The sequence below is a fragment of the Burkholderia sp. APQ4-4ca genome (assembly GCF_057837105.1).
In genome coordinates this window covers 53,130-73,734 of sequence record NZ_JBYQCG010000059.1, presented here as the reverse complement: position 1 = coordinate 73,734, position 20,605 = coordinate 53,130, and the positions used below count along the sequence as shown (strand labels likewise).

Genomic DNA, 20,605 nt, shown 5'->3' with positions numbered 1-20,605 from the left:
CGGTTACAGCGCAGTACCCCAGACGCCGGTGTCGAATCCGGCGACCAGATCGTTGTTCATGTCGAAACCGAAAAGTGGTGCCCCGTCCACCGACGTGACGACCGTGTATGCGACCCGAACTCCCTCCGGTTTCAGCGGGATGTAGCCACCAGCGAGCAACGCGAGAAACACGGCCGAAGGCACCTTGCCCGCGATCGCGATCGTCATCGACATGTCCTGGTGGTCCTCGATGAACACGTGCGTGTCCGCGTCGAAGATGCTGTTCAGGATCGCGGCGCTGGATTCGAGCGTCCCGTCCCAGTGATTCGCGCCGATCTTCGCGCGGATGACGAGCCGATACGTGTCGTCGTCGAGCACCGTGAGGCCGGTGTCCGGGTCGAACGGCCCCTTCCAGATGCCCTGATCGAATCCGAGACCAGCGACATCGAACGAGAAGTAGATGCCGGACAGCGGCGTGCGGATCTTCCGCGACACGCCGACCCAGACGCCGACGTCGTCGAGCTGCACACCGACCGCGTTATCGAGGTCGAACTTTCCCGGCATGCTCTGCAGCACGTTCATCTGATCGACGAGCGGCTGCACGAGCGCGCCGAGCACCGCCGAAAACCGAGGCAGGTCGCGGTGCTCGGACGTGATCAGCGCGGTGTAGTCGGTCAGCTCGGCCATCACGTCACCACCAAAGTCACATTCGCGGGCGTGCACGACGCCGCTTCGTTGAACAGCAGCGCGACGTCCGGCGCGCCGGCGCCGCGCGGGCCGGAAAGCGCCAGCCCCGACAGCTTGAATGTGACGCCACCGCCGACGCCGTTCGCTGCGGTCAATGCGTCACCCCATTCGACGCTGCCGGACAGGCCACCGCCGATCTGCACGCCGTTGATGTAATCCGACACGGCTTGCTGGATCTGCTGGCCGGTCTGGCTGGTGTAACCGGTCAATGCCTTGATGGTGACTGTTGCCGCAGTCGGCGCGGCCACCGGCCGGAAGAACTTGATCGTGATCGGGCGCCCGTAGATGTCCGAGACGACCACTGCGGTCGTGCCGTACGTCGGCGAGCCAGGCGTCTTCTTCCTCGCGATGGCGTTCGCGATTGCCGTTGCGTCCCCGCCTTCCACAACCAGCGAAATCGAATGCCGCGGCAGCCCGTTCGCATCCGTCGCATCCGTGTCGTTTTCGTAGGCGACATACCGGGTGACGCCTGGAACGTTCGCCACTGCACCGATGATGCCGTCGAGCACCGTGAGCGACGGCAGCGCCGTCGACACCGTCTGCCGCTGCCGCAGCACCGGGTCTTTCTCGACGGGCGCGCCCTCGGCGGCATCCGCCGGGTTCGTCACCGACTGCCAGCCGAGCGCCGGCGTCGCGATCTGGTTGATGGTGCCCGCGCGCGCGGAGACATCGCCGATCGTCGCGCATGTGGCCGTGACGGTGATCGTGCCGCTCGGCGGGATCGTCACCGTAGCCGGCAGCATCCACTGCACGCCGTTGATGTCCTTCGCGACGCCGTTGGTGATCGTCGCGCCCGCCTGCCCGACCAGCACAAGGTCGGCGCTCGAGAACGACGCGACCTTGCGCGCGATGCCGTTGATCTTGACGTTGCTCGATAGCGCATCGCCCTGCGCCGTCGTCGGGCTGAACGACCGGTAGATCGCGATCGCGACCGAGTTGACGTCGCTGATGGCCTTCGCGAACACGCCGATCAACTGACCGTCCTGGCTGTCTGGCTCCAGATACGTGTCGGCGCCGTAAATCGAACGGTACTGATTCTGCAGATACGCGAACACGTCCGCGTACGTCGGGGCAGTGATGCCGTTCGCGTCGATGGTGGGTGCGAGAGTCGTGAGAGTCACAATGTCGCCTGTACCGTGGTGGTGCCGTAGATGGTGTTGATCGTCGCGGTGACGGTCAGCACGCGCGTCTCGGGATCAGCTGTGCTCGAGTAGCTGACGAGTTCGGTCACGCCCTGCGTGCCGAGGATGCACTGGCGGACCGCCGCGTCGTACTTGCCGCTCGTGTACTTTCCGAGCACGTCAGTCGCCCACGGCATGCCGGCCGTCGTGTCGAGGAACCATTCGCCGCGCAGCAGGCGCAAGCGCGTCAGCACGGCCTGCGCGACCGTCTCCGGCGTGTTCACGAGGAAGTCGGCCGCGCCCCCGCCGAAGACGTAATCGCCGTCAGCGTCGAGTTTTCGGTATCGCATGGGAATCTCAGTTGACCGGGCCGGTGTTGCCGCCCTGCGGGTCGGAGTGCGTGTGCGTGTCGTCGACGCGCTTGCCGTTCGCCGTGATCTGTCCGATCACGTTCAGCACGCCGTTGAAGACCGCCGCAGCGCCGCTCACCGCGCTGCCAACCATGCCGCCGACGAACGTCAGCAGGCCGGTGATCGTCACGGCTGCAGAGAACGTGGACAGCGGGGCGACCACGTCGAAACCGCCCGGCGCCACGATCTTCACCTTCTGCAGAGCCGGGTTCAGGTCGATGTACGTCGCGCCGTCGTCGCTGCGCAGCTGCGTCGAGGTGCCGCTAACGCCCACGAGGGCGCGCGGCCGTGATCGAAAGCCGAGCAGCGCGAACCCGTCCGACAGGTCGTGCATGCGCAGCTCGGCCTGCTCCTGCACGCCGCCCGACTGCCACCATGCATCAATGCAGCGCGAGGCGAAGACGACGAGGCACTCGTCGCCCGGCTTGACCGGAAACGTCAACGTACAATTTCCGCCAGCGGGGAACTGGACCGGGCAGTCGACCAGCAGCGGCAGCGCGACGCTCTGGATGGTGCCGTCGATGCTGCGCACCTGCGCCTTGATGGCCGGCTGGACGCTGCACGTCGGCGGCCGGTCGGCGGCGCTTTCGAACGACTGGATAATTCCGGGCATCGCCGTCCAGATGCCCGCGCGCACGCCGTCGAACGCCTCACGCAGGGCGACCTCCGGGTCGCCTACCCTTTCACGTCGATCCATGGGATGAAAATGAAAAAACTGCTGTTGACCGCTGCGCTGCTCGCGCCGCTCGCCGCCGTCGCTGACGACGCCTACGTCTACCCGTTCGCCGGCATGAAGGTCGGCCTGACCGTCGAGAACGGATTCCCGACCATCCTGTACACGGGGAAGAAGTGCGACCTGCCGCTCGCGAACGCGAAGAACATGCGGCGATACGAGTCCTACCGCGGCGTGTGGGACGTAGGTTGCTGGGGCGAAACGATCGACGGCGACGCCGTGATCATCGTGCCGACGATGCCAACGAAGTCGATGCCGCTCAACGTGCTCGCACGCGCCGACGTGAAGCGCAACGGCGAGAACACGTCGATGACGATCAAGGCGCTGCCGACCTACGGCCGTTAGCCATACTTTTTGATCACGCCGGCGGGCGGCACGGCCACCTTATCCTTGAACGAATCGGGCAGCACCGTCACGTCGGCCGCCAGGCACGTCACGCTCGTGTACCACTCTTCGCCGCGCGTATCGCCGCTCACCTCCGCTAGCATCACGTAGTAGAAGCCATCGTCCTGCAGCTTCGCCTGCATCTCGATCCGCTCGTTCTCGGCCTGCTGGCCGACGTTCAGGCTGTACTCGTACTGCTGGATGCTCGCGTTGTCGAGCCAGATCAGCCGGCCGATCTTCACGCTCGGGTTCAGCAGCATCTTCACTTCGATGCCGTTGGCGGTCTGCTGCGGCAGCCCGACCATGCCGGTCGCCGACGTGATCACCGGAATATCGCCGGGCATGTACGCCGTCTCCGGCACCATCACCACCTTGCCGTCCTGGATGCTCCAGACCGTCTGCGTCGTCTTCGCGATCCCGCGCAGGAAATCGCGCGCCATCCCGAACATCACCTTCCCGCGCGGCAGCGGATTCGACGTCACCTGCGGCATGTAGCCGAGCGACACGCCGTACGGGTTCATCGCCGCCGTAGCCACGGACACATGATCAGTGGCGACCGAGCCGGCCGCAAGCGTCGTGTTGACCACGGCGAAGTTGTACGCGGAGTCGCCGTCCGCCGCGGTGATGTCGAGGAACGTGTCGGTCTGGCTCTCGCGTCCGCGTCGCACCTGCTTGATCTGGCCGTCGAAGATGATCCCGAAGTTGCCCTCGTATCCAGCCTGCAGCACGACGCGTGTGAATTCCTTCTGCGCGCGCCGCGCCGTCGTCTCAGACACGTTGTAGACGCGGATCCGCGCCGAGTTAGGCGTCTGCAGGTCGCCCCGCTGCACGCGGAACACGATCCGCAGCTCGGACAGATCGAGCGCCTCGCCGCTGTCGAAGCCGATGATCAGCGATACCTTTCGCCCGAACTGCTCAACGCTCATTGGTCCGTCACCCAGAAAACATGCGATCCGATGCCCAGATCCTCGTACGTCGGAACGTCGTCGGGATCAGCGGCGCCCTGCACCCATAGCCGGCCTTGAAAGCCCAGGTGCTTGTACTGGCCGAGCAGGTCGATGCCGGTTACCACCGGGATGCCGGACACCAGCGGGTTATCCGAGGCGTCCGCGATGTCGAGCACCCAACCCGCGCCGCCGGCCTTGCGGTATTGGACGGTCAGCCGATAGTCGGTCCCGCTCAGCGTCACGGTGAAGCGCTCCGGACGCGGCGAAAACGGAATCTCGAAATAGCTCGGCATCACATATTCCCTGGTGGCACCGCCCCGCCCGGCGCAGGCGTCGCCGGCATGGCGGCCTTCGTACCGCCGTTGCCGGTCTCAGCCGTCGATGCCGGGTCGGCCTGATTCTCGCGCGGCGGCAGCTTCGTCACCTGCGTCGACACGATGCGGATCTGCTTGAGGGTCGCCGTCAGGATCAGCGCGCTCGACGTCTTCGCATCAACCGTGAGCCGCAACCCCTGCAGAAGCATGTTCTGGTAGGTGCGGCGGCTCGTCGTGACGTCGAAAGGCGTGCGTGCCTGCTGCAGCGCCAGCAACTGCGAGTAGATCGCGTTGACGTACTGCGCCGACGGCAGGCCGCCGCCGTCGAACGTCGCTTCCGCCGCGCCGAGCAGCGCTTCGTAGTCGGCGTTGCTCCATCCGCAGCGCATCACGAGATCCGGCTGACGCTTGAACGCGTGATCGGTGATCTGCGCCCCTTGCTCGACCGGATGCTCGGTGATCGTCAGCTCGTCGTTGTAGACCTCTTCGATCGCGACCTGCACCGTGATGCTGCCGATCTTCTTCGGCGAGATCATGATCATGTCGAGGATCACGCGATCACCCCCTGTAGATTGCGCACCATGTCTGCGTTCACCGCGCGCTGCTCGCGCTCGACCGCGCGACCGGCCGCCGAAGCGTCGCCCGCGCCGGTCACGTGGATCTGCGTGGACTGGTGCAGCTCGACCTTCGCGGGGCCACCGCGTGCCGCCGACTGCGCGGCCAGCGCGCCGGCCGGCTGGTAGGTCGCGCGCGTGTTGCGCAACGCGGCCTCCATCTCGGCCGCCGTGATGCTCGCGCGGTTGTTGCCCTTGCCGGCGTAGTAGCTGCGGCCCGTGTCCGGATCGGCGACGCTGGCCCACTCGCGCGACGCCGCGCGTAGCGCGCCGCGTAGATCGTCGCTTCGCCCTTCGACGTAGTCCGCGATCGCGCGGCGCTTGTTGCGCACAAGGTACTGCTCGAAGATCCGGTCCTGCAGCTTGCGGTCGAACATCTCGTCGCCGTTCAGCTTCAACCCGCGCGCCGCCTCCGCCAGGGTGCTACCGATGATCTGGTAGCGGCCGGCGGCATTGAACTGCCCGGCGCGCTGCGCCGCCATGACCTGCGCCAGCGTCATGCCTTCGAGGTTCTCTGTGCCGGAGCGGTATCCACCGCGCGCGCCACGGTTGACGCTGTTGTAGTCGCCCTCGCCGCGCGCGATCAGCTGGCCGAATGCAGTGTCGGCGAGCCGCGACATTGCGCCGGCCAGGCCGCCTGACGCAGCGGCCGCGGCTGGCGCCTGCGCAGCAGCAGAGCCGCGCGGCGACGCCAACTTCGCGCCACCGCCGCCGTCCTTCCGCACACTATCGAGCTCGGCCTGCGTGTAGCCGCCGGTCGCGTCGAGCCCGCGCCGATCCTTCCCGGTCAGCACATCCCAGATCGAGCGGAACCGGCCGCCGGACGCCTTTGAAATCCAACCGTCGACGGAGTCGCGCAACGCATCGCCAATCTTCCAGCCCGCGAATGCGGCACCGACTGCGGCTGCCGCTGTCGCGAGACTTCCGAGCACCGTCAGCAGGCCGCCGCCGGCGGCAGTAGCCGTACTCGTGGCTGCGCCTGCGGCGCGCAGTGCGCCGGCCATCTTCAGAATGCCGCCAGCGATCTTGAATACGCCCAGCGCCTTCAGCGCCACCCCAAGCAGCAGGATCTTGGTCGACCAGCCGTCGGTGTCACGATCGAGCTCGACGAACTTGTCGGCAAGCCAGGCCAGCGGCGGTCCCATCGCTGCGGCCGCCTTCACGACCGCGTTGGCGATGTCCGTTATCCGATTGGCGATCTCGTCGCCGTGCGCGTCCATCCACCGTTGAAACCGATCGAGACTGGGCCCGACCTTCTGCAGCATCGCGCCCTCGACGCGAATGCCGAGGTTCTCGAACGACGTGCCAAGCCCGCGCAGCTGCGTCATGAACCGGTGCGAGTCGTCGGCCGCCTTGTCCAGGCCGGTCGACTTCGACATCTCGCGGTACTGCGCGAGGAGCTTCTCGAAGTCCCCGTTACGCATCGCGAGCATCAGGTTCTCGTCGATGCCGAGGATGTTGCCGTACTGGCTCGCGAGCCACGTCGGCTTGTTCGCCAGCGACTTCCCGAGGTCGGACATGATGTCGACCGTGTCGCGCAGCTCGCCGTTCGCGTTGCGCGTCTGCACGCCGAGCGTCGCGAGGTAACCCTCGCCCGCAGGATTGTTGCGCAGGAACCGCGCGAGGTTCTCGATCGTGCCGGTGGCCGCTTCGGCGGAGACGCCCATGTTCCGCGCCGCGAATTCGAAGCCGCGCAGGCTGGTCGCCGACGCGCCGGTGCGCTGCGACACGAAATAAAGCCGCTCAAGCTTCGACGCGAATGCGGCGACGCCGGCGCTCACCGTGAGCGCGGCGCCCGACACCGTTGCGATCAGCTGCTTGACACCCTTCGTCGTGCCTTCGACGCCTTCCTTGAAGTTCTTCAGGCCCTTCTCGTCGACCTTGAAGCCGAGCGCGACCAGGAACTCGCGGATGACGACCGAATCAGCCATTTTCTCTTTCCATCTTGCGGCGGTACGCCGCTTCGTTATCTGCCTGGACTGCGATCGCGTCGTTCATCAGCGCGACGTCGTCGAGCCCAAGCGTGCCGTCCAGCAGCGACTCGTACTTGCACCAGCCGCGCGATACAGGCGCGAGCAGCCAGTCCTCGCCGCCGGGCAGTGTGCGGATCCAGCCTACGTCGCCGCCGGGCTGCTCGCTTGGCTGGTAAGCAGCCCGCTGATAAAAGGGCCGAGGTTCGCCACCACGACGCGCACGACCAACGGCAGCATCACGTCGATGCCGATGTCGTCGAACATCGACGTCTTGTGCGCGAGGTTCCAGACCTTCGCCCAGCCGGCGCCCTGCCAACGCTCGACAACGGACAGGCATGTGCCGAAAACGTATTCAGCGTCCTCGTCCTTCAGGCCGGCCAGCGCGTCGGCGAACGGTTGCAGCACCGGTGCGATCGCATCGACCATCGACAGCAGCTCGCGCGAGCGGTCGGCCGCGGGTGCCGGCGCCGCGGTGGCCGACGCTTCCGCGCCTTCCGCCCGTTCGGCCAGCGCCGCGAGCGCTGCGTTCGTGCGCTCCTGCTCGCGCGCGACGTCGGCCTGCTCGAGCTCGGCGTAGAACTTCATCAGCACCGGGATCATCGGAGGGATGATCGGCGCGATGCGACGCGACACGTGGAACTGCTGCATCGCGTTCAGCTTGCCGATCGCGTACCGCACGCCGTTCAGTTTGAGTTCGGTCGTCATGCTCAGTACGTCCCGAGGATGTTGTCGATCTTGATCGCGTCGAAGACCCATTCGACGGTGTCGCCGTCCTTCGCGTACTTCAGGTCGGGCGCCTTCTTGAACGCGCAACTGCGCGCGGTCATCACGTCGCCCGCTGCCGTCTGCCGAACCTCGATCAGGTTCTTGCCCCACAGGCGGCTGTCGAGCGACTGAGCGTCGTACAGCGCCATCAATTTCGCGTTGATCGGCGCCGTCTTGAGGTATCGCAGCGTGACCTGCCCGGACTTGTCGGCATGCAGACTGTGCATGCCCTCACCGTCCGAGCCGATCGTCATCGTATTCTTGTCGCCCGCGCGCACGATCGTGATGCCTTCTTCCGCGGTTGCTTCGCCGTAGCCGAGCGAGAACGCACCGCCCGGCCCGACGATCGACGCCGCGACGTCCTGAAAGCTATAAGTCGGCATGTTGAACTTCCCCTATTAGCGGTTGACGTTGACGAGGATGTCGACGCTGTGGATTGCGCCGGCTTCCTTCGCTGCGACCTGGAAAACGACGGACTTGCGCGCCTCTCGGTCCGCCTGCGATTGCGTCGCGATCGGCGGCTGGTAGACGTAGTAGCCCTGTGCCAGCGTGTCGCCCTGGTTCAGCGCGCCGAAGCCAGCCGAGTTCCACACGCCCGGCGCGAGATACCCGTTGTTCACCCCCGCCTCGCAGGCCGCGGAGATCGTCGCAGCGATCTGGGCGTTGCCGCCGTCGGTCTGCGGGATCTTCGTGGGGCTCTGGTACAGCAGGTTGTAGACGTCCGTCTCGATGCGGTTGCGGAACCAGATCGCGTTGTAGACCGAGTCGACGTAGATGCCGCTCGGCGTCACGCCGTACTGGATGATCGAAGTGTCGTTGCTGTAGTTCACGAACACGTTGCAGTTCTTCGCCTGCAGCGTGTTCGCCTGCGTGCTGGTGAGCTGCTCGGCTACGACGCTCGGCTCCTGCTTGAACATCAGCGTGATCGTCGTGTTGTTGCCGTCGAAGTTCACGGTCAGCAGGCGGCCGAGCAGCGACGACACGGCGTACGGCGTCGAGCTCGAATACTGCACGATCGTGTACTTCAGGTTCAGCGCCTTCAACTTGCTCGCGATGTCAGTCGTCACGGTTGAGTCGAGCACCTGCGGGTTCTGCGTCGTGATGCCGTAGATGTGCCGCTGGTCGGCTTCGGTGAGGTTCGCGACCGCGATGTGCTGGTCGTCCGTGATGGAAGCGTCCGCGAAATCGAAACCGAGGAACTTGTTTGCGAAGCGATCGAAGAACAGCGCGGCCGCGTCTACCGGTTGCTCGGGCGCGATACCGTCTGCCGGCACGCCGGCGAGGCTGCTCGTCAGACCGAGCATCGCCGAGATGTCGGTGCCAGCGCCCGGCGCCGTCGCATAGCCGACCTTCGAATTCGTGCCGGTCGTGTTCGACGTCACGACGAACTGCGAACCGGTCCACGCGATAGTCGCGCCCGTCAGCTTGGCGTTGATCACCGTCGCCACGCCGTTCAGGTTGGTCTGTGCCGAAAAGTCGAGCCCCGTGACGGACTTCGCCGCACCGTCGATCGTGATGCTGAATGCGCCGGTCGTGACCGCCTCCCACACCGCAATGTCCTGCTGCGCAGCCGACAGCACGCCGCCGCGCAACGAGCCGGCCGTTGCGGTCTTCGCCCACCGGCCGATCAACAGTTCCTTCGGCTTCGGCACCTGGTTGAAATACAGCGCAGCGGCGTAGTACTCCGGCGTGTTCGTGCCAAAGTCCGGCGTCACCTCATCGATGCCGCCGTACGAGCGCGCGCGCTCGTTGGTGTCGATGATGGCCGACGGGCCGAGAATCAGCCCGGTGTTCATGTTCGCGCCCTGCGCCGCCAGCGCGGCGAGGTTGATCGTCACGTTGATCAGACGCGATACCGGCAATCCGTTGGACATGCTGGTCCCCTACGAGTGGATGTTCGAAACGCCGGCCACGGGCGTCGACGAGTCAGTCGTCGTCGCCACGGTGGCCGATTTGAGGTTGAGGACCGCGTAGGTCCGGGTGATCTTGCGGCGCAGCGTCACGGTCATGTCGTAGCGCCGCACCCACTGCTGGTTGACGAGGTCTGGCACCGGGCGGATCGCGCCGACGCCGACGAACGCCATCTCCTGCAGTTGGAGCTGCTCGCGGTTCTGCGGCATCGCGAGGCCATCGGCGAGCCGCTGCGCGTAACCCTTCGCGCGCGGGCCGTAGAACGTGCACAGGACGTCGACGTCCTGATGTCGGATGTACGTGTCGTGCCCGTCGCCAGCGCCGTCGTGCTCGATAGCTGGGCCGGCGTCCGGCCCCTGCTCCTGGACGCCGAACGCGCACCAGTCGACGGACGGCTCTGGCTGCTTCGGTACGGTCGGCTGCCAGCGCGGCCGCACCAGGTCAGGCGGCAGAGCCGCGATGCCCGCGATGAGGTCGTGGACCAGATCGTCAAGGGCATCGTCCTCGTCCGGCGGCGCATCGACGGCTGGCGCCACGTATCCGCCGGTCGAGCTGTCGTTCATGGGGTCATCCTGAGAGGGGCTTCAGATCGCACGTCGCGCAGACGAAGCCGCGACCGAAGTGCGAGTAGTCGTTCACGTTGACGACGGTGTAGGTGCGGCCAGCCCACACGACTTCGTCGGCGTCGTGGCCGGTGCCGCCGTCAATCAGCCGGAACATCGTGTGCAGCGTGATCGAGCCGATGATTCGGCTGCCGTCGGCGTTCCGATGCAGGATGTCGCCCTTGTCGCTCGTCACGACGGCGGCGAACGGCGTCGATGCCGCGGTGTTCTGTGCGCGGCCATGAACGTCGACCGTCTGCGTGATGCGATTGCAGATCAGGCCCGTGTCCATGAAATCCGGGTCGAGCAGGACGTCGGTAACGTCGAGGAAGGCCATGCGATACCCCAGAAAAGCAAAAACCCGCCGAAGCGGGTTCTTTCGATGCACAGGCTGATTGCCCGTGCCTTGGTTGAACTTCTCAGGTCAGGCTGGCTCGTCTGGAACCTCATCGCCAAATTTCGAAGCGACGTAGGCGCGCATGGCAGCGATCAGTTGCGTCGGCCCGTCTGCATCGAAATCTCCATCCAGACCTACCACGGTACCTCGTGCATTGACGTATGCAGTCCAACCACCGGGGGGACCCCGGAAGAACATCTGCGCGAACCCAATGCGGGCGCGCTCGATGATCGGGCCGCCGAGCGTCCAACTCTCAGACGGATTGAACTTGAAAATGTCGTCTCGGACGCACGCATCCTCAATGGCCTCCGGTGTAAGCCGCACAGAAAGACGTTCGGCTTCGATACCCTCTGCCCTAGCCACCCAGTAATCGAGCAACGCGCCCGTCAGTTTCAAAACCTTCAAGTCCCGCCCTCCGTACGAATGCAACGCGGCCGCTTCTTCCGCAATTCTACTTCTTGCGGACCACGTACGTGATCGCGTTTCGATACTGAGCGGTGTCTACCAGCGTGTTCTCGCGCGTGACGCCGCGGCGCCGGCGCGCGGCCAGCGTCGAGTCGGCGAGTTTGGGAGCGATGTTGCTGTTGATCTTCGCGCGCACGCCGTTTTGCCCCGCAAGACCCGCCAGCTTTAGCCGGCGCTCGACCTGTTCGAGGTCGCCATCGAGCGCCGCTTCAACGCCCTTCTGGAGCTGCGGCTCGAACTTCGGCCGCGCGTCCTGCACGCCGGGCACCAGGTGCGGGCGCGCCGGGATGTTGTTGGCCGGCGAGCCGTTTTCCATGATGTAGCCGATCTCGGCGTTGCTGAGCGGCTCGCCTTCGTCCTTGCGGCCGGCGGTGCTGTCGGGCACGCCGACGAGCACTTCTTTCTGCACGAGCCCGCTGATCGACTTCAGCACCTCGTCGAGGCGGTCGATTTTCATGCCGTCCATGGGATTCTCCCGATGGGCGGCGGCAGCGTTACAGCTGAATGCCGCCCGAGCCCATCATCTGCGCCAGACTGAGATAGCGAACGCCGTACATCGTGGCGTTCCAGAAGCCGCCGTCCTTGATGGCAACGGCCGCGGTGTCGTAGCTCGCGCTCACCTTGTCGACGGCCTTCGACGACTGCGGCCCGGTCACCTGCCCCGGCACGCCGCCGACGGCGGCCGTCTTCTGGTCCTTCAGCGCGAGCGCGAGGTGGTGCGCGGTGACGAGCGCGATACCCAGATCGGTCAGCTCGCCCCACCGGTCAGCGTTGACGAGCGACACCGCGACGGTCATCCAGAACTGGACGAGCGAGTCGGGGTACGTCGTCGTATCGTCGAACTCGGGGAACGACTGTCGGAACTGGGCGATATCCACGTGTCACCTTGCCAAAATTCGGATGCCCGGCGCGCGCCTGCATGGCGCGGCGCCGGGAGGCCATTATGCCTTCTTCCCGCTGCCGGACTTCTGGGGCGCGCCGTCGGCTGCGCCATCCTTCGCGGCCGCCGCGGCATCCTTCTGGGCCGCCTCGAAGGCCGCGACCCGCGCGGCGAGATCCTGCTCGCTCGCCGCAACAGCAGCTTCACGCGCATCGAGCGCCGCCGCGCGTTCGTCCAGACCTTTGCTGAACGTGTCGAGCTCGACACGCAGCTTTTCGAGGCGGTCCGACTCGGACTGCAGGTCGGCCTTCGCTGCTGCCAGCGCAGCAGCCTGATCCGCCTCGCCGTCTTGCGAGCCGCCCGAATCGCCGGACTTCTCCGGTAGCGGGCCCGTGTGCGCCTTCGCGTACCAGTGGTCGGCGATGAAATCCTCGACCTCCTGCACACCGGCCTCGACGCGGCGGACGACTTCCTCGCCCTCGTGGGCCAGCCGGATCGTGAACGCCGTCAGAACGTTGATCTTCGCCATGTCAGATCCCGTCCCGGTAAGCGGCCGTCGTGCCGTAGCGCCACTCGACCTGACCGATCCGCGACCAATAGGTCGTGATCTGGTAGAGCGAGCGGTACTCGAGCGGCGTACGCTGCAGGTCCGTCATCGGGAACTGGACGTACTTCTTGTCGCTGTTGTACGCGACCATCCGGTCCACGGTGCCGAGCTGCCCCTGCGTGCCGCCCGCGCCGGCACCGATCAGCCACTTCAGCTCGAGGATCTCCAGCGGCGTGCCCTGCTGCGTGCAAATGTTGTTCTCGAGCAGATAGGTCAGGATCGACTTGCTGCCGGCATTGCTGATGATGCGCGATGCGATACCACCGAGCGTGGCCGGCGGAAGCATCAGGCGATTGGGCTTCACCTTCCAGCCGGTGGCCTGCCACGCCGACGTCAGGATTTCGTTGACGTCCTTCAGGATTTCGTCCGGCGTCTTCGTGTTCCACTGCGGTGTGCCGGCCGCACCGTTCGCAACGTTCGAAACGCTGCCGACGGCGCCGATCGAGTTCACCAGGCCGGTGAAGTTCAGTTGCGGATCGCCGTAGTAGACGATCTGGTCGAGGTCCATGTTGCGCTTCATGTTCATGGCTTCGACTTTCTGAGAGTCGATCGGCATGCCGAGCGCCTGGGACTTCACGAGCTCGGGCACCGTGTACTTGACCTCGGCACCCCACAGACGCATCGGCTGCGGCGTCTTGCCGATGTCGACCGACGGGCCAGCGATCGCGTTGCCCTCGTTCGAGATCCAGTTCAGGCCGTTCGGGTTGATGCCGCCGCTCATCCCGAACGCCGAGTTCGTGAACGACGCGACTTCGTCAGCCGCCGACACGTCGCTGCGGATGTAGATGTCGCGTGACCAGGTGTACTCGACGAGCGGCTCGTTGAGCGTCTGGTCGAGGCGTTCGAGCTGGCCGACGAGGAACGCGCCGGTCGAGTCGATCGTCGCGCGATCGTAGGTGTACTGCTGGTCCTGCGTACGTGCGCGGACCAGCCGGCGCGTCGCATCTGCGACGGCCGCCGACATCGGGATCGAGGCCCCGGCCCGGCGCAGGTGCTTCAGTTCGGACATGTCCATGTAATGGCTCCAGAAATGCAAAAGCCCCGCGATTGCGGGGCTTCGGGTGAAGCGCTGTTCAGCGCCGGATCAGATGTTGACGGCGATCTCGACGATGCCGTAAGCGTCGGCCGGACCGGTGAAGTACCAGTTCGAGGGCATCGCGACGGTGTTCGTGCCGTCTGCGGCCGCTTCGAAACCGCCGAGCGGCTTGCCGGCGGCGACCGCCGCGACGCGCACGTACACCGTACCGTTCTTCGTGGCCGGTGCGGTGCCGCCGAGCGCGGCGTCGAAGTAGCCGCGCTTCAGGATGTCGGTCGGGCCGCTCGTCGGCGGCGTCGACGTGCCGAGCGGATCCGTGCCGTTGCCCTGAATCGGGTACGCGCGGAGGTTCACGCCGTACACGGACACCGCGGTGTCGGCGGCGTTGTTGATCGGCTGGATCTTGCCGTTCACCATCTTCACGGGAACGCCGAACGCGGTCGGCGGTGCCGCCGGGTCGATCAGCTGCGTCTCGATCGTCGCGACTTCGGCGCGTTGAAGGTCGCCGGGGAAGCCCGCCGGCATGCGGTACTGATAGGCTTGATACGAAGGCATGTCGGCTCCTTTACTTGCGGACCTTCCAGAATTCCGCGTGGATTTCGTTGATGTCTTTCCGCTCGGGCTGAGTGGAATCATTTGTCCGGCGCTGCGTCACACCGGAGTTCTTGCTGCGCATGACCTCCGACGCAGCGTTGAAGAACGCCGCGACGGAATCGCAGGTCATGCTGGCGACGTTCGCGCCGCCGACCACCGACTTGACCAGTTCGGCGTTCTCGTTTTCCAGCGCGGCGCGCAGCGCGCGGCGGCGCAGCACACAGATGGCGTCGACCGTCTTCTTGCGGACCGCCTTCGCATCGAACGTCGGCAGTCGCACGCCCGGCGCGAGGATCTCGGCGCGCGAGAGCGCGTCCTGGAACTGGTCGCGCAGTGCGGTGCTGTCGCCGGTACGTGCGCCGGTCTTGTCGTCGTCGCCTTCGCCGGCACCGTCGTTGTCCATCGTGCCGGTGCCGTCCAGATCGTCGTCATCGCCGTCACCGTCGCCGGTCTGCGTGCCGCCGCCTTCGAGCTTCGTCACACGGTCGGCGAGCGCGTCGATCTTGCCGTTCGTGGCCTGGATCGCGTCGAGGACCTGCTTCAGCGGATCGCCTTCGCCACCGCCCGCGCCATCGTCGCCCGTCGCGGAGACAGCCGCCTTCGGATCGGTGCCGGTACCGGGCATGTGGATGTGAATCTGGGGCTGGCCGTCGCCACCCTCGCCGCCTTCGTCGCCGGTCATCTCGCTCGCGACCTTCTCGAACGCTTCGGAATCGCGCGTCATAAACGCCTTGCGCAACGCGTCGACGAACTTGGAGCCTTTCTTGGTTGCCATGCTTGCATCTCCTGTCGGGAGTAGGTTGGAACTGCTATCCCCGATCGAACACACGGGGCCACAGCGGGCGCTTTTCACGAGGGCGACGTGGTTGCCCACGATCACCACCTGTCGCGCCCGCCCAGGCGCAATCTGTTCGTAGTCGGCGTCGTAGCCGTTGCTGACCTGCGTGAGCGCGTCGGCGCCCTTGCTCTGGACGCGCCGGATCGCCTCGGCGTCCGTGATCAGCAGGTCGGCAAGCATCAGCTCGGCCTGGTCGCCTTCGCCTTGCCGCACGTTGCGGACCGTGCCGCGCGCCACCGACATGTAGTTCGCCGGCGTCACGAAGTCCGGCGGATGGTCGATCGTGATCGGCTTGCCTTCGAAGCTGGCGAGCGTCTCGGGGCTGAACAGCACGTCGGCCGTACGCTCAGCGACGATGACGCCGTCCTTCGCCTCGATCTCCGGCAGCTCGAAATAGGCGTAGTCCTGCGCGCCGACGCGCGCGATCGGCACAGCCTCGCAGAGCAGGAAGCCTTCCGGCGTGATCGACTGCCTCTCGCCGAGCTGCTCGGTCGCGTACACGCCCGATGCAGTGATGCCGTCGCGCGTGTGCGCGCGGGCGCGCGGCGCATGCGCGCCGCACGTGCACGCGTGGTCAGTGGTGAAAATGCGCATATCAGTCTTCGATGCTGGTTCGGACGCCGCGCGCGATGACGCTGCGGACTCGCTCGTAATCTGGCTTGGTGCGCATGAGCCGACACCTGGCGGCCGTGAATTGGACGTACAGCGGCAACCACCATGCGGTGCGCACCCGCACCCGCAACGTCGTTCGATGTGTCGGCATGCTCAGTCCACCCAGTCGGGAATCTCGACCGTCTGCCCGGCCAATTCGTGTGTGCAGTCACCGCAGAACTGGATCCGGCCATCCGTGATGAATGAATGGCAGACGTTCCGGCGGTCGCCGGGGCCGGGCCACGATACGAGGATCGACGGCGACAACGTCGGGGCATCGACGCTGCCGTTCCAACTCCATCGCGCCGGGTTCGGAGAATCGCAACCATGCGGATAGACGACGTGCAGCTCACCGCACGGGCACTCGAACAGCAACGATCCGCGGCTGTCCCGTTTCATCTTCGCCATATCAGTCCGTCGGCAAAACCACTTCCGCCCAGCACCGGCAGTTGTAGATGCAGCCCGGATGCGCCCGCGCGCCGGTCCGCTTGTCTGCGATCGGTGGTTTGTCCCATGTGAAAAACTTGCCTTCCAGCTCGCGATGGTCTTCGCGGACGTCGGAATCACCCGATGTCCGCCAGAAGTAGCCGGGACTGCCAACGTCGATGGCACGCGCCTCGGTGAGCGTCGCGGCCGTGCGACTGACCTCGGTTCTCGCGATCGTGTCGGCCCGGCTCTTCGCGACCTGCCCGGACTCCTGAATCGCCTTCGAGATCTGCGCGGCGCGCGCGCCGTCGACGATTCCTTCGAGCGTCAGCCGGTGCACACGCTGGGCTGCGTCGAGCGGGATGGACTTGATCAGCCGCACCTGCTCAGACAGGAGCGCGCGCATCGTCTCGCCAGTGGCCGCCCCGCGGATCTCTTCGCGCAGCGCGCGCGACATGTCGGCGGCCTGCTTCATCCACATCTGCGCGTCGCGCCGATTGAGGTCGGCGATCATCCGCGCCGCGGTCGCCTCGGCCCACGGCGCGAGCGCCTCGGCGTACCGCCGCAAGAGCTCCTCAATCGTCGGCGCATACGACGCGTCATCGGCCGGAAAGCCGTTCACGAGCACGCCGACCTGATGGGCGATCTTTCGCAGCTGGCTGCCGTACTTCCGTTCGGCGCCGCTCAGCCGGACAGGGTTCTTGCGCCGGTCGCGCTTTCGATCGAGGGTGAGGATCATCGACGTCGGAAAAGCCTGCGAAGCAGAGAATCGTTCGTGCGCGCGGCCGCGCCCGGCGCCGGGCCGAGCGGAAGCGTCGGATCAATGCCCGGCGGGTCCTCGCCCTCTTCGTCGCGCTCGGCCTGCTCGATCGCTTCGTCGGGGATGTCGCCGAACATGCCGGTGTCGGGCGACGACGCCTTCAGCTCGCGCATGCCCTGGCTGCGCGGAATCAGGTCGGCGTCGACGGCCTTCGTCACCGAGTCGACCGTCTTGTTGCCGATCTCCGCCTTCTCGGCGGCCGACATCTCCTGCAGCGGGTTGAACTCGTACGAGAAGTCCTCGGGCAACGGCTGGCCGATTTCCGACCGACACATCACGTCGAGCAGCCCGTGCAACGGGTTGCGCAGCCGGCGCTCCTGCCGCGTGTGCACCTTCTCGTGATACAGCAGGCGCGACCCTTCGCCGGTGTCGCTCAGGCCGGCCGGCTGCTGGCCGAACAGGCGATCGAGCGGAATGCCCGTCGCGCCGCTGAGCTGCATCGCGAACTGGAGCAAGACGTCGGACAGCCCGCTGAACGCGTACTGGTGCGTCTCGAACTTGTCGGTCGAGTCGATGAGGGTGATGCCCTCGTTCGACTGCCCGAGCCGGATCATCTCTACCTGCTTCAGCAGGCCGTTGAGCGCCGGGCCGCCAGCCGCGATGATGTCGCGCAACTTCTCGACGCTCAGCGTGCGCAGGTGCGCCTTGTAGACGAGCTGCCCGGCGCCGACCGTCGCGCTGTCGAACGCGATCAGCCGGTCCCACATCGGCTCGAGAATCGACAGGCCCCAACCGTTCTCGCTGATGCGCTGGTAGAACGGCAGTGCTTCGCCGTCCATTCGCAGCACGCGCGAGTGGTGAATGCGCCCCTGCGGCAAGCCGATCGCGGTCGGCAGCACGTCGTAGAACTTCGGCATGCCGAGATCGGGGCCGAACTCGGTCACGACTTCGCCGACCGGCGGCGCAACCATCCAGCGGTCGAGCACGAGCAGGCCCTTGAACTGGCCTTTCCCGATGGTCTCGCGTCGAAGCGGCTGCGACATGTCCTGGCCATCGATCAGCATCACTGCGATCGCGCCGCCGTACAGCTGCGCCCACTTGCCGGTGTCGCAGAGCTGGTCCCAGATCGCCTTGCGGGTCAGTGCCGTCTCCATCTTCGACACGTCGGTCGGATCGAGCCCGGACATCTCGATGCCCTTGCGGGTCATGTCCTCCGGGATCGCGTCCACCGCGGCGCGCACGATCCACGAACCGCGATACGCCGCCTCCAGCCAGACGCGGTTGCGGCTCTGGTACGTCAGCGTGTACTGCGCCGCCGACGCCTGGTTGTCGGCGCCCCAGCCGAGCCGCGCTTCGAAGTTGGCGAACGAGTCGACCGTGCGATGGGCGTGCGTCGCCGCCGGCGCGCGCGGCGGCCGGGCCTGTTGCTTCCGTTTCGACATTCCGGGAAATCCTGTCGTGCTCAACCGGCAAGCCGCTCCCAGACCGACAGGTCCTTCGCGCCTCCCAGCATGTCGTTGATTGCGTCGACCATCGGATCGATCTGGTCGTCGTACATGTGCGTGTCGTCAGCCGTGAACGAGTCGCACTCGGTCAAGAAGTCGCTGACCCACGGGGCATCCAGCGGAACGCCGACGTTGCCGGCGTCGATGTGGCTGACGACGTCCATGACGCGCGTCAGCTTGTCCTTCACCCGCTCGATGCCCTCGATCGGGATGCCGCCCTCGGCCTGAATGTCCTGAATCAGCCCGGTACCGCTGGACTTGTCCTCGACCTTCATCTGACGCAGCACCGGTGCGGCCGGGTCGTCGGCGCCGATGGCCGCGTGCTTGTTCCAGAAGTCGATCGCGCGGCGCTTCAGCTCGGGCGCCTTCCACTTCCCGCGCACCAGGTCGATCAGGTACAGACGGTTGTCGTACCCGAGACCCCAGCACTCGAACACGCTGTAGTCGTTCCGCTCGGCGGTCTTCTGGGCCGTGTCGGCGAAGATCTTCCGGTACTGCAACTGCGGCAGCGCGCCGTAGCGCAGGAACTTGCCACTCTGGATGATCCCGCCGCCCAGCGGCGACGGACGCTGCATGTACTGGCCGTTGAACACGTACGCGTCCGCCTTCTCGGACGCGAGCAGCTCCTGCAGCGGTTCCTTGTACGGCCAGTAGCTGTACCGGCCGTCCTCGTCTCGCTCATCGCGCTCGACGCGGTCGCGGATGTGCGCCGGTAGCTTCGCGACGTACTCGTCGGTGATCAGCGCCGGGATCTCGATGAACTCCCACTCGCCCGGCAGCTTGCGCGCCTTGATGAAGCCCGTCGGATCTTCCTCGGCGAGCCGCTGCATGATCACGATGATCGGCGTGTCCGGACTCGCCTTTCGGCTCTTCACGGTCGACTGCAGCTTGCGGTTGGCCTTGTCCCGGTTCGTCTTGCTGTACGCGTCTTCGACCTTCAGCGGGTCGTCGATGATGATCGCGCCCTGCCAGCCCTCGGCCATGTGGCCGGCGCGGAAACCCGTGATCTGCCCGCCGAGAGATACCGCGTACACGCCGCCGGCTTTCTTTCCGTCGACGAGCACGTTCCACCGCTTCTTCGACTTCGCGTCGTCGGCCACCTTGAGCGGCCAGAGCGCCTGGTACTCGTCGGATGCGACGATGTCGCGCGCCGTCTCGCTGTTCAGCAGCGCGAGGTCGTCCGAGTAGCTGATGTGCAGGAACCGCGCACGCGGGTTCAGCGCGAGGCCGCGCGCGATCAGGTTGATCGCGACCAGCTCGGTCTTCGACGAGCCCGGCGGCACGTTGATGACGACGTTCTTCAGCGTGCCGTCGATCACGCGCTGCACCGTGTCGGCGATCAGCACGTGGTGCCAGTTGACGCGGAACTTGATCGCTTGCCGGTGCTTGAAGAAGTACCGGCTGAAAAACAGGTGATCCCGCTCGCACTTCGCCTTCAGGACGGCCCGCTCGATGGCGGGATCAATACTCGTCTTCGAGTTTGGCGACGGCGGCTGCGACCTGGCTTTCATCGACGACGACCGTCCTGTTCTCGATCGGGCCGCCGTTCTCCCCAGTGTGTTCGAGGCGGCGCCGGTTCGTGTAGGCGTCGCCGGATTCCTTCGCAGCCTGTTCGAGCAGCTGCGCCATCAGCGGCAGGTTGTTGCGTCGCTCCGCTTCCGCGACGGCTCGGTCGAGCGCACGCAGGCGCACCGCGCGGTGCGACACACCGATGCGGGATGTGTCGTTGAGGAACTCCGCGCGCGTGCGCTCGAAGATCTCGCGGTACTTCTTGCTGAGCGTCTCGCCCGCCCGCTTCGTCGGGTCGTAGCGCTCGCACTGCTGCGGCGACACCTCGACGCCGAACTCGTCGCGCACGGCCTTCGCGGTGCGCGAGATCGTGTCGAAGCACGCCAGCGACTGCACGATGAACACCTTGATCGCGTCGGGAAGTGCTGCCATAGCGG

The 20,605-nt window shown here is 66.0% G+C and carries 27 protein-coding genes; 1 reads left to right on the top strand and 26 read right to left on the bottom strand.

The features are described from left to right. Window positions 1-3 precede the first annotated feature (3 nt). From AC3IFE_RS02185 to AC3IFE_RS02170, 4 genes are read right to left on the bottom strand one after another with little or no spacing between them, the layout of a single operon-like run. Window positions 4-666, bottom strand: coding sequence for a DUF2612 domain-containing protein (locus AC3IFE_RS02185; RefSeq protein ID WP_489189460.1), 663 nt, complete (start codon window positions 664-666; stop codon window positions 4-6). Then, on the bottom strand, window positions 666-1,847 hold the full coding sequence (locus AC3IFE_RS02180) for a baseplate J/gp47 family protein (RefSeq protein ID WP_489189459.1): 1,182 nt from the start codon (window positions 1,845-1,847) through the stop codon (window positions 666-668). Before AC3IFE_RS02180 ends, AC3IFE_RS02185 begins: the two co-directional genes overlap by 1 nt. Beyond that, window positions 1,844-2,197 carry a contractile injection system sheath initiator gene (locus AC3IFE_RS02175; protein WP_489189458.1) on the bottom strand — a complete coding sequence of 118 codons (354 nt, stop codon included), beginning with the start codon at window positions 2,195-2,197 and terminating at the stop codon, window positions 1,844-1,846. The genes AC3IFE_RS02180 and AC3IFE_RS02175 overlap by 4 nt, the downstream gene beginning before the upstream one ends. A 7-nt stretch (window positions 2,198-2,204) precedes the next feature. Continuing rightward, window positions 2,205-2,954, bottom strand: coding sequence for a Gp138 family membrane-puncturing spike protein (locus AC3IFE_RS02170; RefSeq protein WP_489189457.1), 750 nt, complete (start codon window positions 2,952-2,954; stop codon window positions 2,205-2,207). 3 nt (window positions 2,955-2,957) lie between these two features. On the opposite strand from AC3IFE_RS02170, the gene AC3IFE_RS02165 reads away from it, so the two are divergent. Beyond that, window positions 2,958-3,335, top strand: a complete 378-nt coding sequence (locus AC3IFE_RS02165) for a hypothetical protein (RefSeq protein WP_275934300.1) — start codon at window positions 2,958-2,960, stop codon at window positions 3,333-3,335. Here AC3IFE_RS02165 and AC3IFE_RS02160 read toward each other — a convergent pair. From AC3IFE_RS02160 to AC3IFE_RS02055, 22 genes are all read right to left on the bottom strand, one after another. Continuing rightward, window positions 3,332-4,300 carry a phage protein gene (locus tag AC3IFE_RS02160; protein WP_275934299.1) on the bottom strand — a complete coding sequence of 323 codons (969 nt, stop codon included), beginning with the start codon at window positions 4,298-4,300 and terminating at the stop codon, window positions 3,332-3,334. The genes AC3IFE_RS02165 and AC3IFE_RS02160 overlap by 4 nt on opposite strands. Next, entirely contained in the window at window positions 4,297-4,614 is a 318-nt protein-coding gene (locus AC3IFE_RS02155; protein WP_275934298.1) for a phage baseplate plug family protein, read from the bottom strand. Before AC3IFE_RS02155 ends, AC3IFE_RS02160 begins: the two co-directional genes overlap by 4 nt. Next, complete coding sequence (locus tag AC3IFE_RS02150; RefSeq protein ID WP_081075304.1) at window positions 4,614-5,189, bottom strand: phage baseplate protein; 576 nt, start codon at window positions 5,187-5,189, stop codon at window positions 4,614-4,616. The genes AC3IFE_RS02155 and AC3IFE_RS02150 overlap by 1 nt, the downstream gene beginning before the upstream one ends. Next, on the bottom strand, window positions 5,186-7,180 hold the full coding sequence (locus AC3IFE_RS02145; protein WP_489189456.1) for a mannosyl-glycoprotein endo-beta-N-acetylglucosamidase: 1,995 nt from the start codon (window positions 7,178-7,180) through the stop codon (window positions 5,186-5,188). Before AC3IFE_RS02145 ends, AC3IFE_RS02150 begins: the two co-directional genes overlap by 4 nt. Next, window positions 7,173-7,328 carry a DUF6889 family protein gene (locus tag AC3IFE_RS02140; protein ID WP_420888351.1) on the bottom strand — a complete coding sequence of 52 codons (156 nt, stop codon included), beginning with the start codon at window positions 7,326-7,328 and terminating at the stop codon, window positions 7,173-7,175. The genes AC3IFE_RS02145 and AC3IFE_RS02140 overlap by 8 nt, the downstream gene beginning before the upstream one ends. A gap of 35 nt (window positions 7,329-7,363) precedes the next feature. After that, on the bottom strand, window positions 7,364-7,927 hold the full coding sequence (locus tag AC3IFE_RS02135; RefSeq protein WP_275934296.1) for a phage tail assembly chaperone: 564 nt from the start codon (window positions 7,925-7,927) through the stop codon (window positions 7,364-7,366). A 2-nt stretch (window positions 7,928-7,929) separates the two neighbouring features. Beyond that, window positions 7,930-8,370: a phage structural protein gene (locus tag AC3IFE_RS02130; protein ID WP_489189455.1), complete on the bottom strand. Its 441-nt coding sequence runs from the start codon at window positions 8,368-8,370 to the stop codon at window positions 7,930-7,932. A 15-nt stretch (window positions 8,371-8,385) separates the two neighbouring features. After that, window positions 8,386-9,861: a DUF3383 domain-containing protein gene (locus AC3IFE_RS02125; protein ID WP_489189454.1), complete on the bottom strand. Its 1,476-nt coding sequence runs from the start codon at window positions 9,859-9,861 to the stop codon at window positions 8,386-8,388. A 9-nt stretch (window positions 9,862-9,870) separates the two neighbouring features. Further along, on the bottom strand, window positions 9,871-10,461 hold the full coding sequence (locus AC3IFE_RS02120; RefSeq protein ID WP_489189453.1) for a phage neck terminator protein: 591 nt from the start codon (window positions 10,459-10,461) through the stop codon (window positions 9,871-9,873). A gap of 4 nt (window positions 10,462-10,465) precedes the next feature. Continuing rightward, entirely contained in the window at window positions 10,466-10,837 is a 372-nt protein-coding gene (locus tag AC3IFE_RS02115) for a hypothetical protein (RefSeq protein ID WP_489189452.1), read from the bottom strand. Window positions 10,838-10,924: 87 nt separating this feature from the next. After that, window positions 10,925-11,302, bottom strand: coding sequence for a phage protein NinX family protein (locus AC3IFE_RS02110; RefSeq protein WP_489189451.1), 378 nt, complete (start codon window positions 11,300-11,302; stop codon window positions 10,925-10,927). Window positions 11,303-11,348: 46 nt separating this feature from the next. After that, a complete protein-coding gene (locus tag AC3IFE_RS02105) occupies window positions 11,349-11,828 on the bottom strand; it encodes a hypothetical protein (protein WP_241301011.1) in 480 nt (159 codons plus the stop codon). A 28-nt stretch (window positions 11,829-11,856) separates the two neighbouring features. Continuing rightward, on the bottom strand, window positions 11,857-12,240 hold the full coding sequence (locus tag AC3IFE_RS02100) for a DUF4054 domain-containing protein (protein WP_060009937.1): 384 nt from the start codon (window positions 12,238-12,240) through the stop codon (window positions 11,857-11,859). A 63-nt stretch (window positions 12,241-12,303) separates the two neighbouring features. Further along, on the bottom strand, window positions 12,304-12,771 hold the full coding sequence (locus AC3IFE_RS02095; RefSeq protein WP_489189450.1) for an STY1053 family phage-associated protein: 468 nt from the start codon (window positions 12,769-12,771) through the stop codon (window positions 12,304-12,306). 1 nt (window position 12,772) lies between these two features. After that, entirely contained in the window at window positions 12,773-13,864 is a 1,092-nt protein-coding gene (locus tag AC3IFE_RS02090; RefSeq protein WP_489189449.1) for a DUF2184 domain-containing protein, read from the bottom strand. 69 nt (window positions 13,865-13,933) lie between these two features. After that, the gene (locus tag AC3IFE_RS02085) at window positions 13,934-14,440 is read right to left on the bottom strand and encodes a structural cement protein Gp24 (protein ID WP_059638717.1); all 507 of its coding nucleotides are present in this window, start codon (window positions 14,438-14,440) and stop codon (window positions 13,934-13,936) included. A 10-nt stretch (window positions 14,441-14,450) separates the two neighbouring features. After that, a complete protein-coding gene (locus AC3IFE_RS02080; protein WP_489189448.1) occupies window positions 14,451-15,818 on the bottom strand; it encodes a DUF2213 domain-containing protein in 1,368 nt (455 codons plus the stop codon). A gap of 264 nt (window positions 15,819-16,082) precedes the next feature. Continuing rightward, window positions 16,083-16,367 (bottom strand): ubiquitination-like system serine protease family protein, encoded by a 285-nt coding sequence (locus AC3IFE_RS02075; RefSeq protein ID WP_489189447.1) that lies wholly within the window; start codon window positions 16,365-16,367, stop codon window positions 16,083-16,085. 10 nt (window positions 16,368-16,377) lie between these two features. After that, window positions 16,378-17,133 (bottom strand): phage head morphogenesis protein, encoded by a 756-nt coding sequence (locus AC3IFE_RS02070; protein WP_489189446.1) that lies wholly within the window; start codon window positions 17,131-17,133, stop codon window positions 16,378-16,380. After that, on the bottom strand, window positions 17,130-18,596 hold the full coding sequence (locus tag AC3IFE_RS02065) for a DUF1073 domain-containing protein (RefSeq protein ID WP_489189445.1): 1,467 nt from the start codon (window positions 18,594-18,596) through the stop codon (window positions 17,130-17,132). The genes AC3IFE_RS02070 and AC3IFE_RS02065 overlap by 4 nt, the downstream gene beginning before the upstream one ends. A 20-nt stretch (window positions 18,597-18,616) precedes the next feature. Continuing rightward, window positions 18,617-20,170 (bottom strand): phage terminase large subunit, encoded by a 1,554-nt coding sequence (terL, locus tag AC3IFE_RS02060; protein WP_489189444.1) that lies wholly within the window; start codon window positions 20,168-20,170, stop codon window positions 18,617-18,619. Beyond that, entirely contained in the window at window positions 20,121-20,600 is a 480-nt protein-coding gene (locus AC3IFE_RS02055; protein WP_060009962.1) for a DUF2280 domain-containing protein, read from the bottom strand. Before AC3IFE_RS02055 ends, terL begins: the two co-directional genes overlap by 50 nt. Window positions 20,601-20,605 lie beyond the last annotated feature (5 nt).

What these genes read in the sequence shown, in the direction of transcription:
- AC3IFE_RS02185 (WP_489189460.1), bottom strand. Translation starts at nt 666, where the DNA reads ATGGCCGAGCTGACCGACTACACCGCGCTGATCACGTCCGAGCACCGC.
- AC3IFE_RS02175 (WP_489189458.1), bottom strand. Translation starts at nt 2,197, where the DNA reads ATGCGATACCGAAAACTCGACGCTGACGGCGATTACGTCTTCGGCGGG.
- AC3IFE_RS02170 (WP_489189457.1), bottom strand. Translation starts at nt 2,954, where the DNA reads ATGGATCGACGTGAAAGGGTAGGCGACCCGGAGGTCGCCCTGCGTGAG.
- AC3IFE_RS02165 (WP_275934300.1), top strand. Translation starts at nt 2,958, where the DNA reads ATGAAAATGAAAAAACTGCTGTTGACCGCTGCGCTGCTCGCGCCGCTC.
- AC3IFE_RS02160 (WP_275934299.1), bottom strand. Translation starts at nt 4,300, where the DNA reads ATGAGCGTTGAGCAGTTCGGGCGAAAGGTATCGCTGATCATCGGCTTC.
- AC3IFE_RS02155 (WP_275934298.1), bottom strand. Translation starts at nt 4,614, where the DNA reads ATGCCGAGCTATTTCGAGATTCCGTTTTCGCCGCGTCCGGAGCGCTTC.
- AC3IFE_RS02145 (WP_489189456.1), bottom strand. Translation starts at nt 7,180, where the DNA reads ATGGCTGATTCGGTCGTCATCCGCGAGTTCCTGGTCGCGCTCGGCTTC.
- AC3IFE_RS02135 (WP_275934296.1), bottom strand. Translation starts at nt 7,927, where the DNA reads ATGACGACCGAACTCAAACTGAACGGCGTGCGGTACGCGATCGGCAAG.
- AC3IFE_RS02130 (WP_489189455.1), bottom strand. Translation starts at nt 8,370, where the DNA reads ATGCCGACTTATAGCTTTCAGGACGTCGCGGCGTCGATCGTCGGGCCG.
- AC3IFE_RS02125 (WP_489189454.1), bottom strand. Translation starts at nt 9,861, where the DNA reads ATGTCCAACGGATTGCCGGTATCGCGTCTGATCAACGTGACGATCAAC.
- AC3IFE_RS02120 (WP_489189453.1), bottom strand. Translation starts at nt 10,461, where the DNA reads ATGAACGACAGCTCGACCGGCGGATACGTGGCGCCAGCCGTCGATGCG.
- AC3IFE_RS02115 (WP_489189452.1), bottom strand. Translation starts at nt 10,837, where the DNA reads ATGGCCTTCCTCGACGTTACCGACGTCCTGCTCGACCCGGATTTCATG.
- AC3IFE_RS02105 (WP_241301011.1), bottom strand. Translation starts at nt 11,828, where the DNA reads ATGGACGGCATGAAAATCGACCGCCTCGACGAGGTGCTGAAGTCGATC.
- AC3IFE_RS02095 (WP_489189450.1), bottom strand. Translation starts at nt 12,771, where the DNA reads ATGGCGAAGATCAACGTTCTGACGGCGTTCACGATCCGGCTGGCCCAC.
- AC3IFE_RS02090 (WP_489189449.1), bottom strand. Translation starts at nt 13,864, where the DNA reads ATGGACATGTCCGAACTGAAGCACCTGCGCCGGGCCGGGGCCTCGATC.
- AC3IFE_RS02085 (WP_059638717.1), bottom strand. Translation starts at nt 14,440, where the DNA reads ATGCCTTCGTATCAAGCCTATCAGTACCGCATGCCGGCGGGCTTCCCC.
- AC3IFE_RS02075 (WP_489189447.1), bottom strand. Translation starts at nt 16,367, where the DNA reads ATGAAACGGGACAGCCGCGGATCGTTGCTGTTCGAGTGCCCGTGCGGT.
- AC3IFE_RS02070 (WP_489189446.1), bottom strand. Translation starts at nt 17,133, where the DNA reads ATGATCCTCACCCTCGATCGAAAGCGCGACCGGCGCAAGAACCCTGTC.
- AC3IFE_RS02065 (WP_489189445.1), bottom strand. Translation starts at nt 18,596, where the DNA reads ATGTCGAAACGGAAGCAACAGGCCCGGCCGCCGCGCGCGCCGGCGGCG.
- terL (WP_489189444.1), bottom strand. Translation starts at nt 20,170, where the DNA reads ATGAAAGCCAGGTCGCAGCCGCCGTCGCCAAACTCGAAGACGAGTATT.
- AC3IFE_RS02055 (WP_060009962.1), bottom strand. Translation starts at nt 20,600, where the DNA reads ATGGCAGCACTTCCCGACGCGATCAAGGTGTTCATCGTGCAGTCGCTG.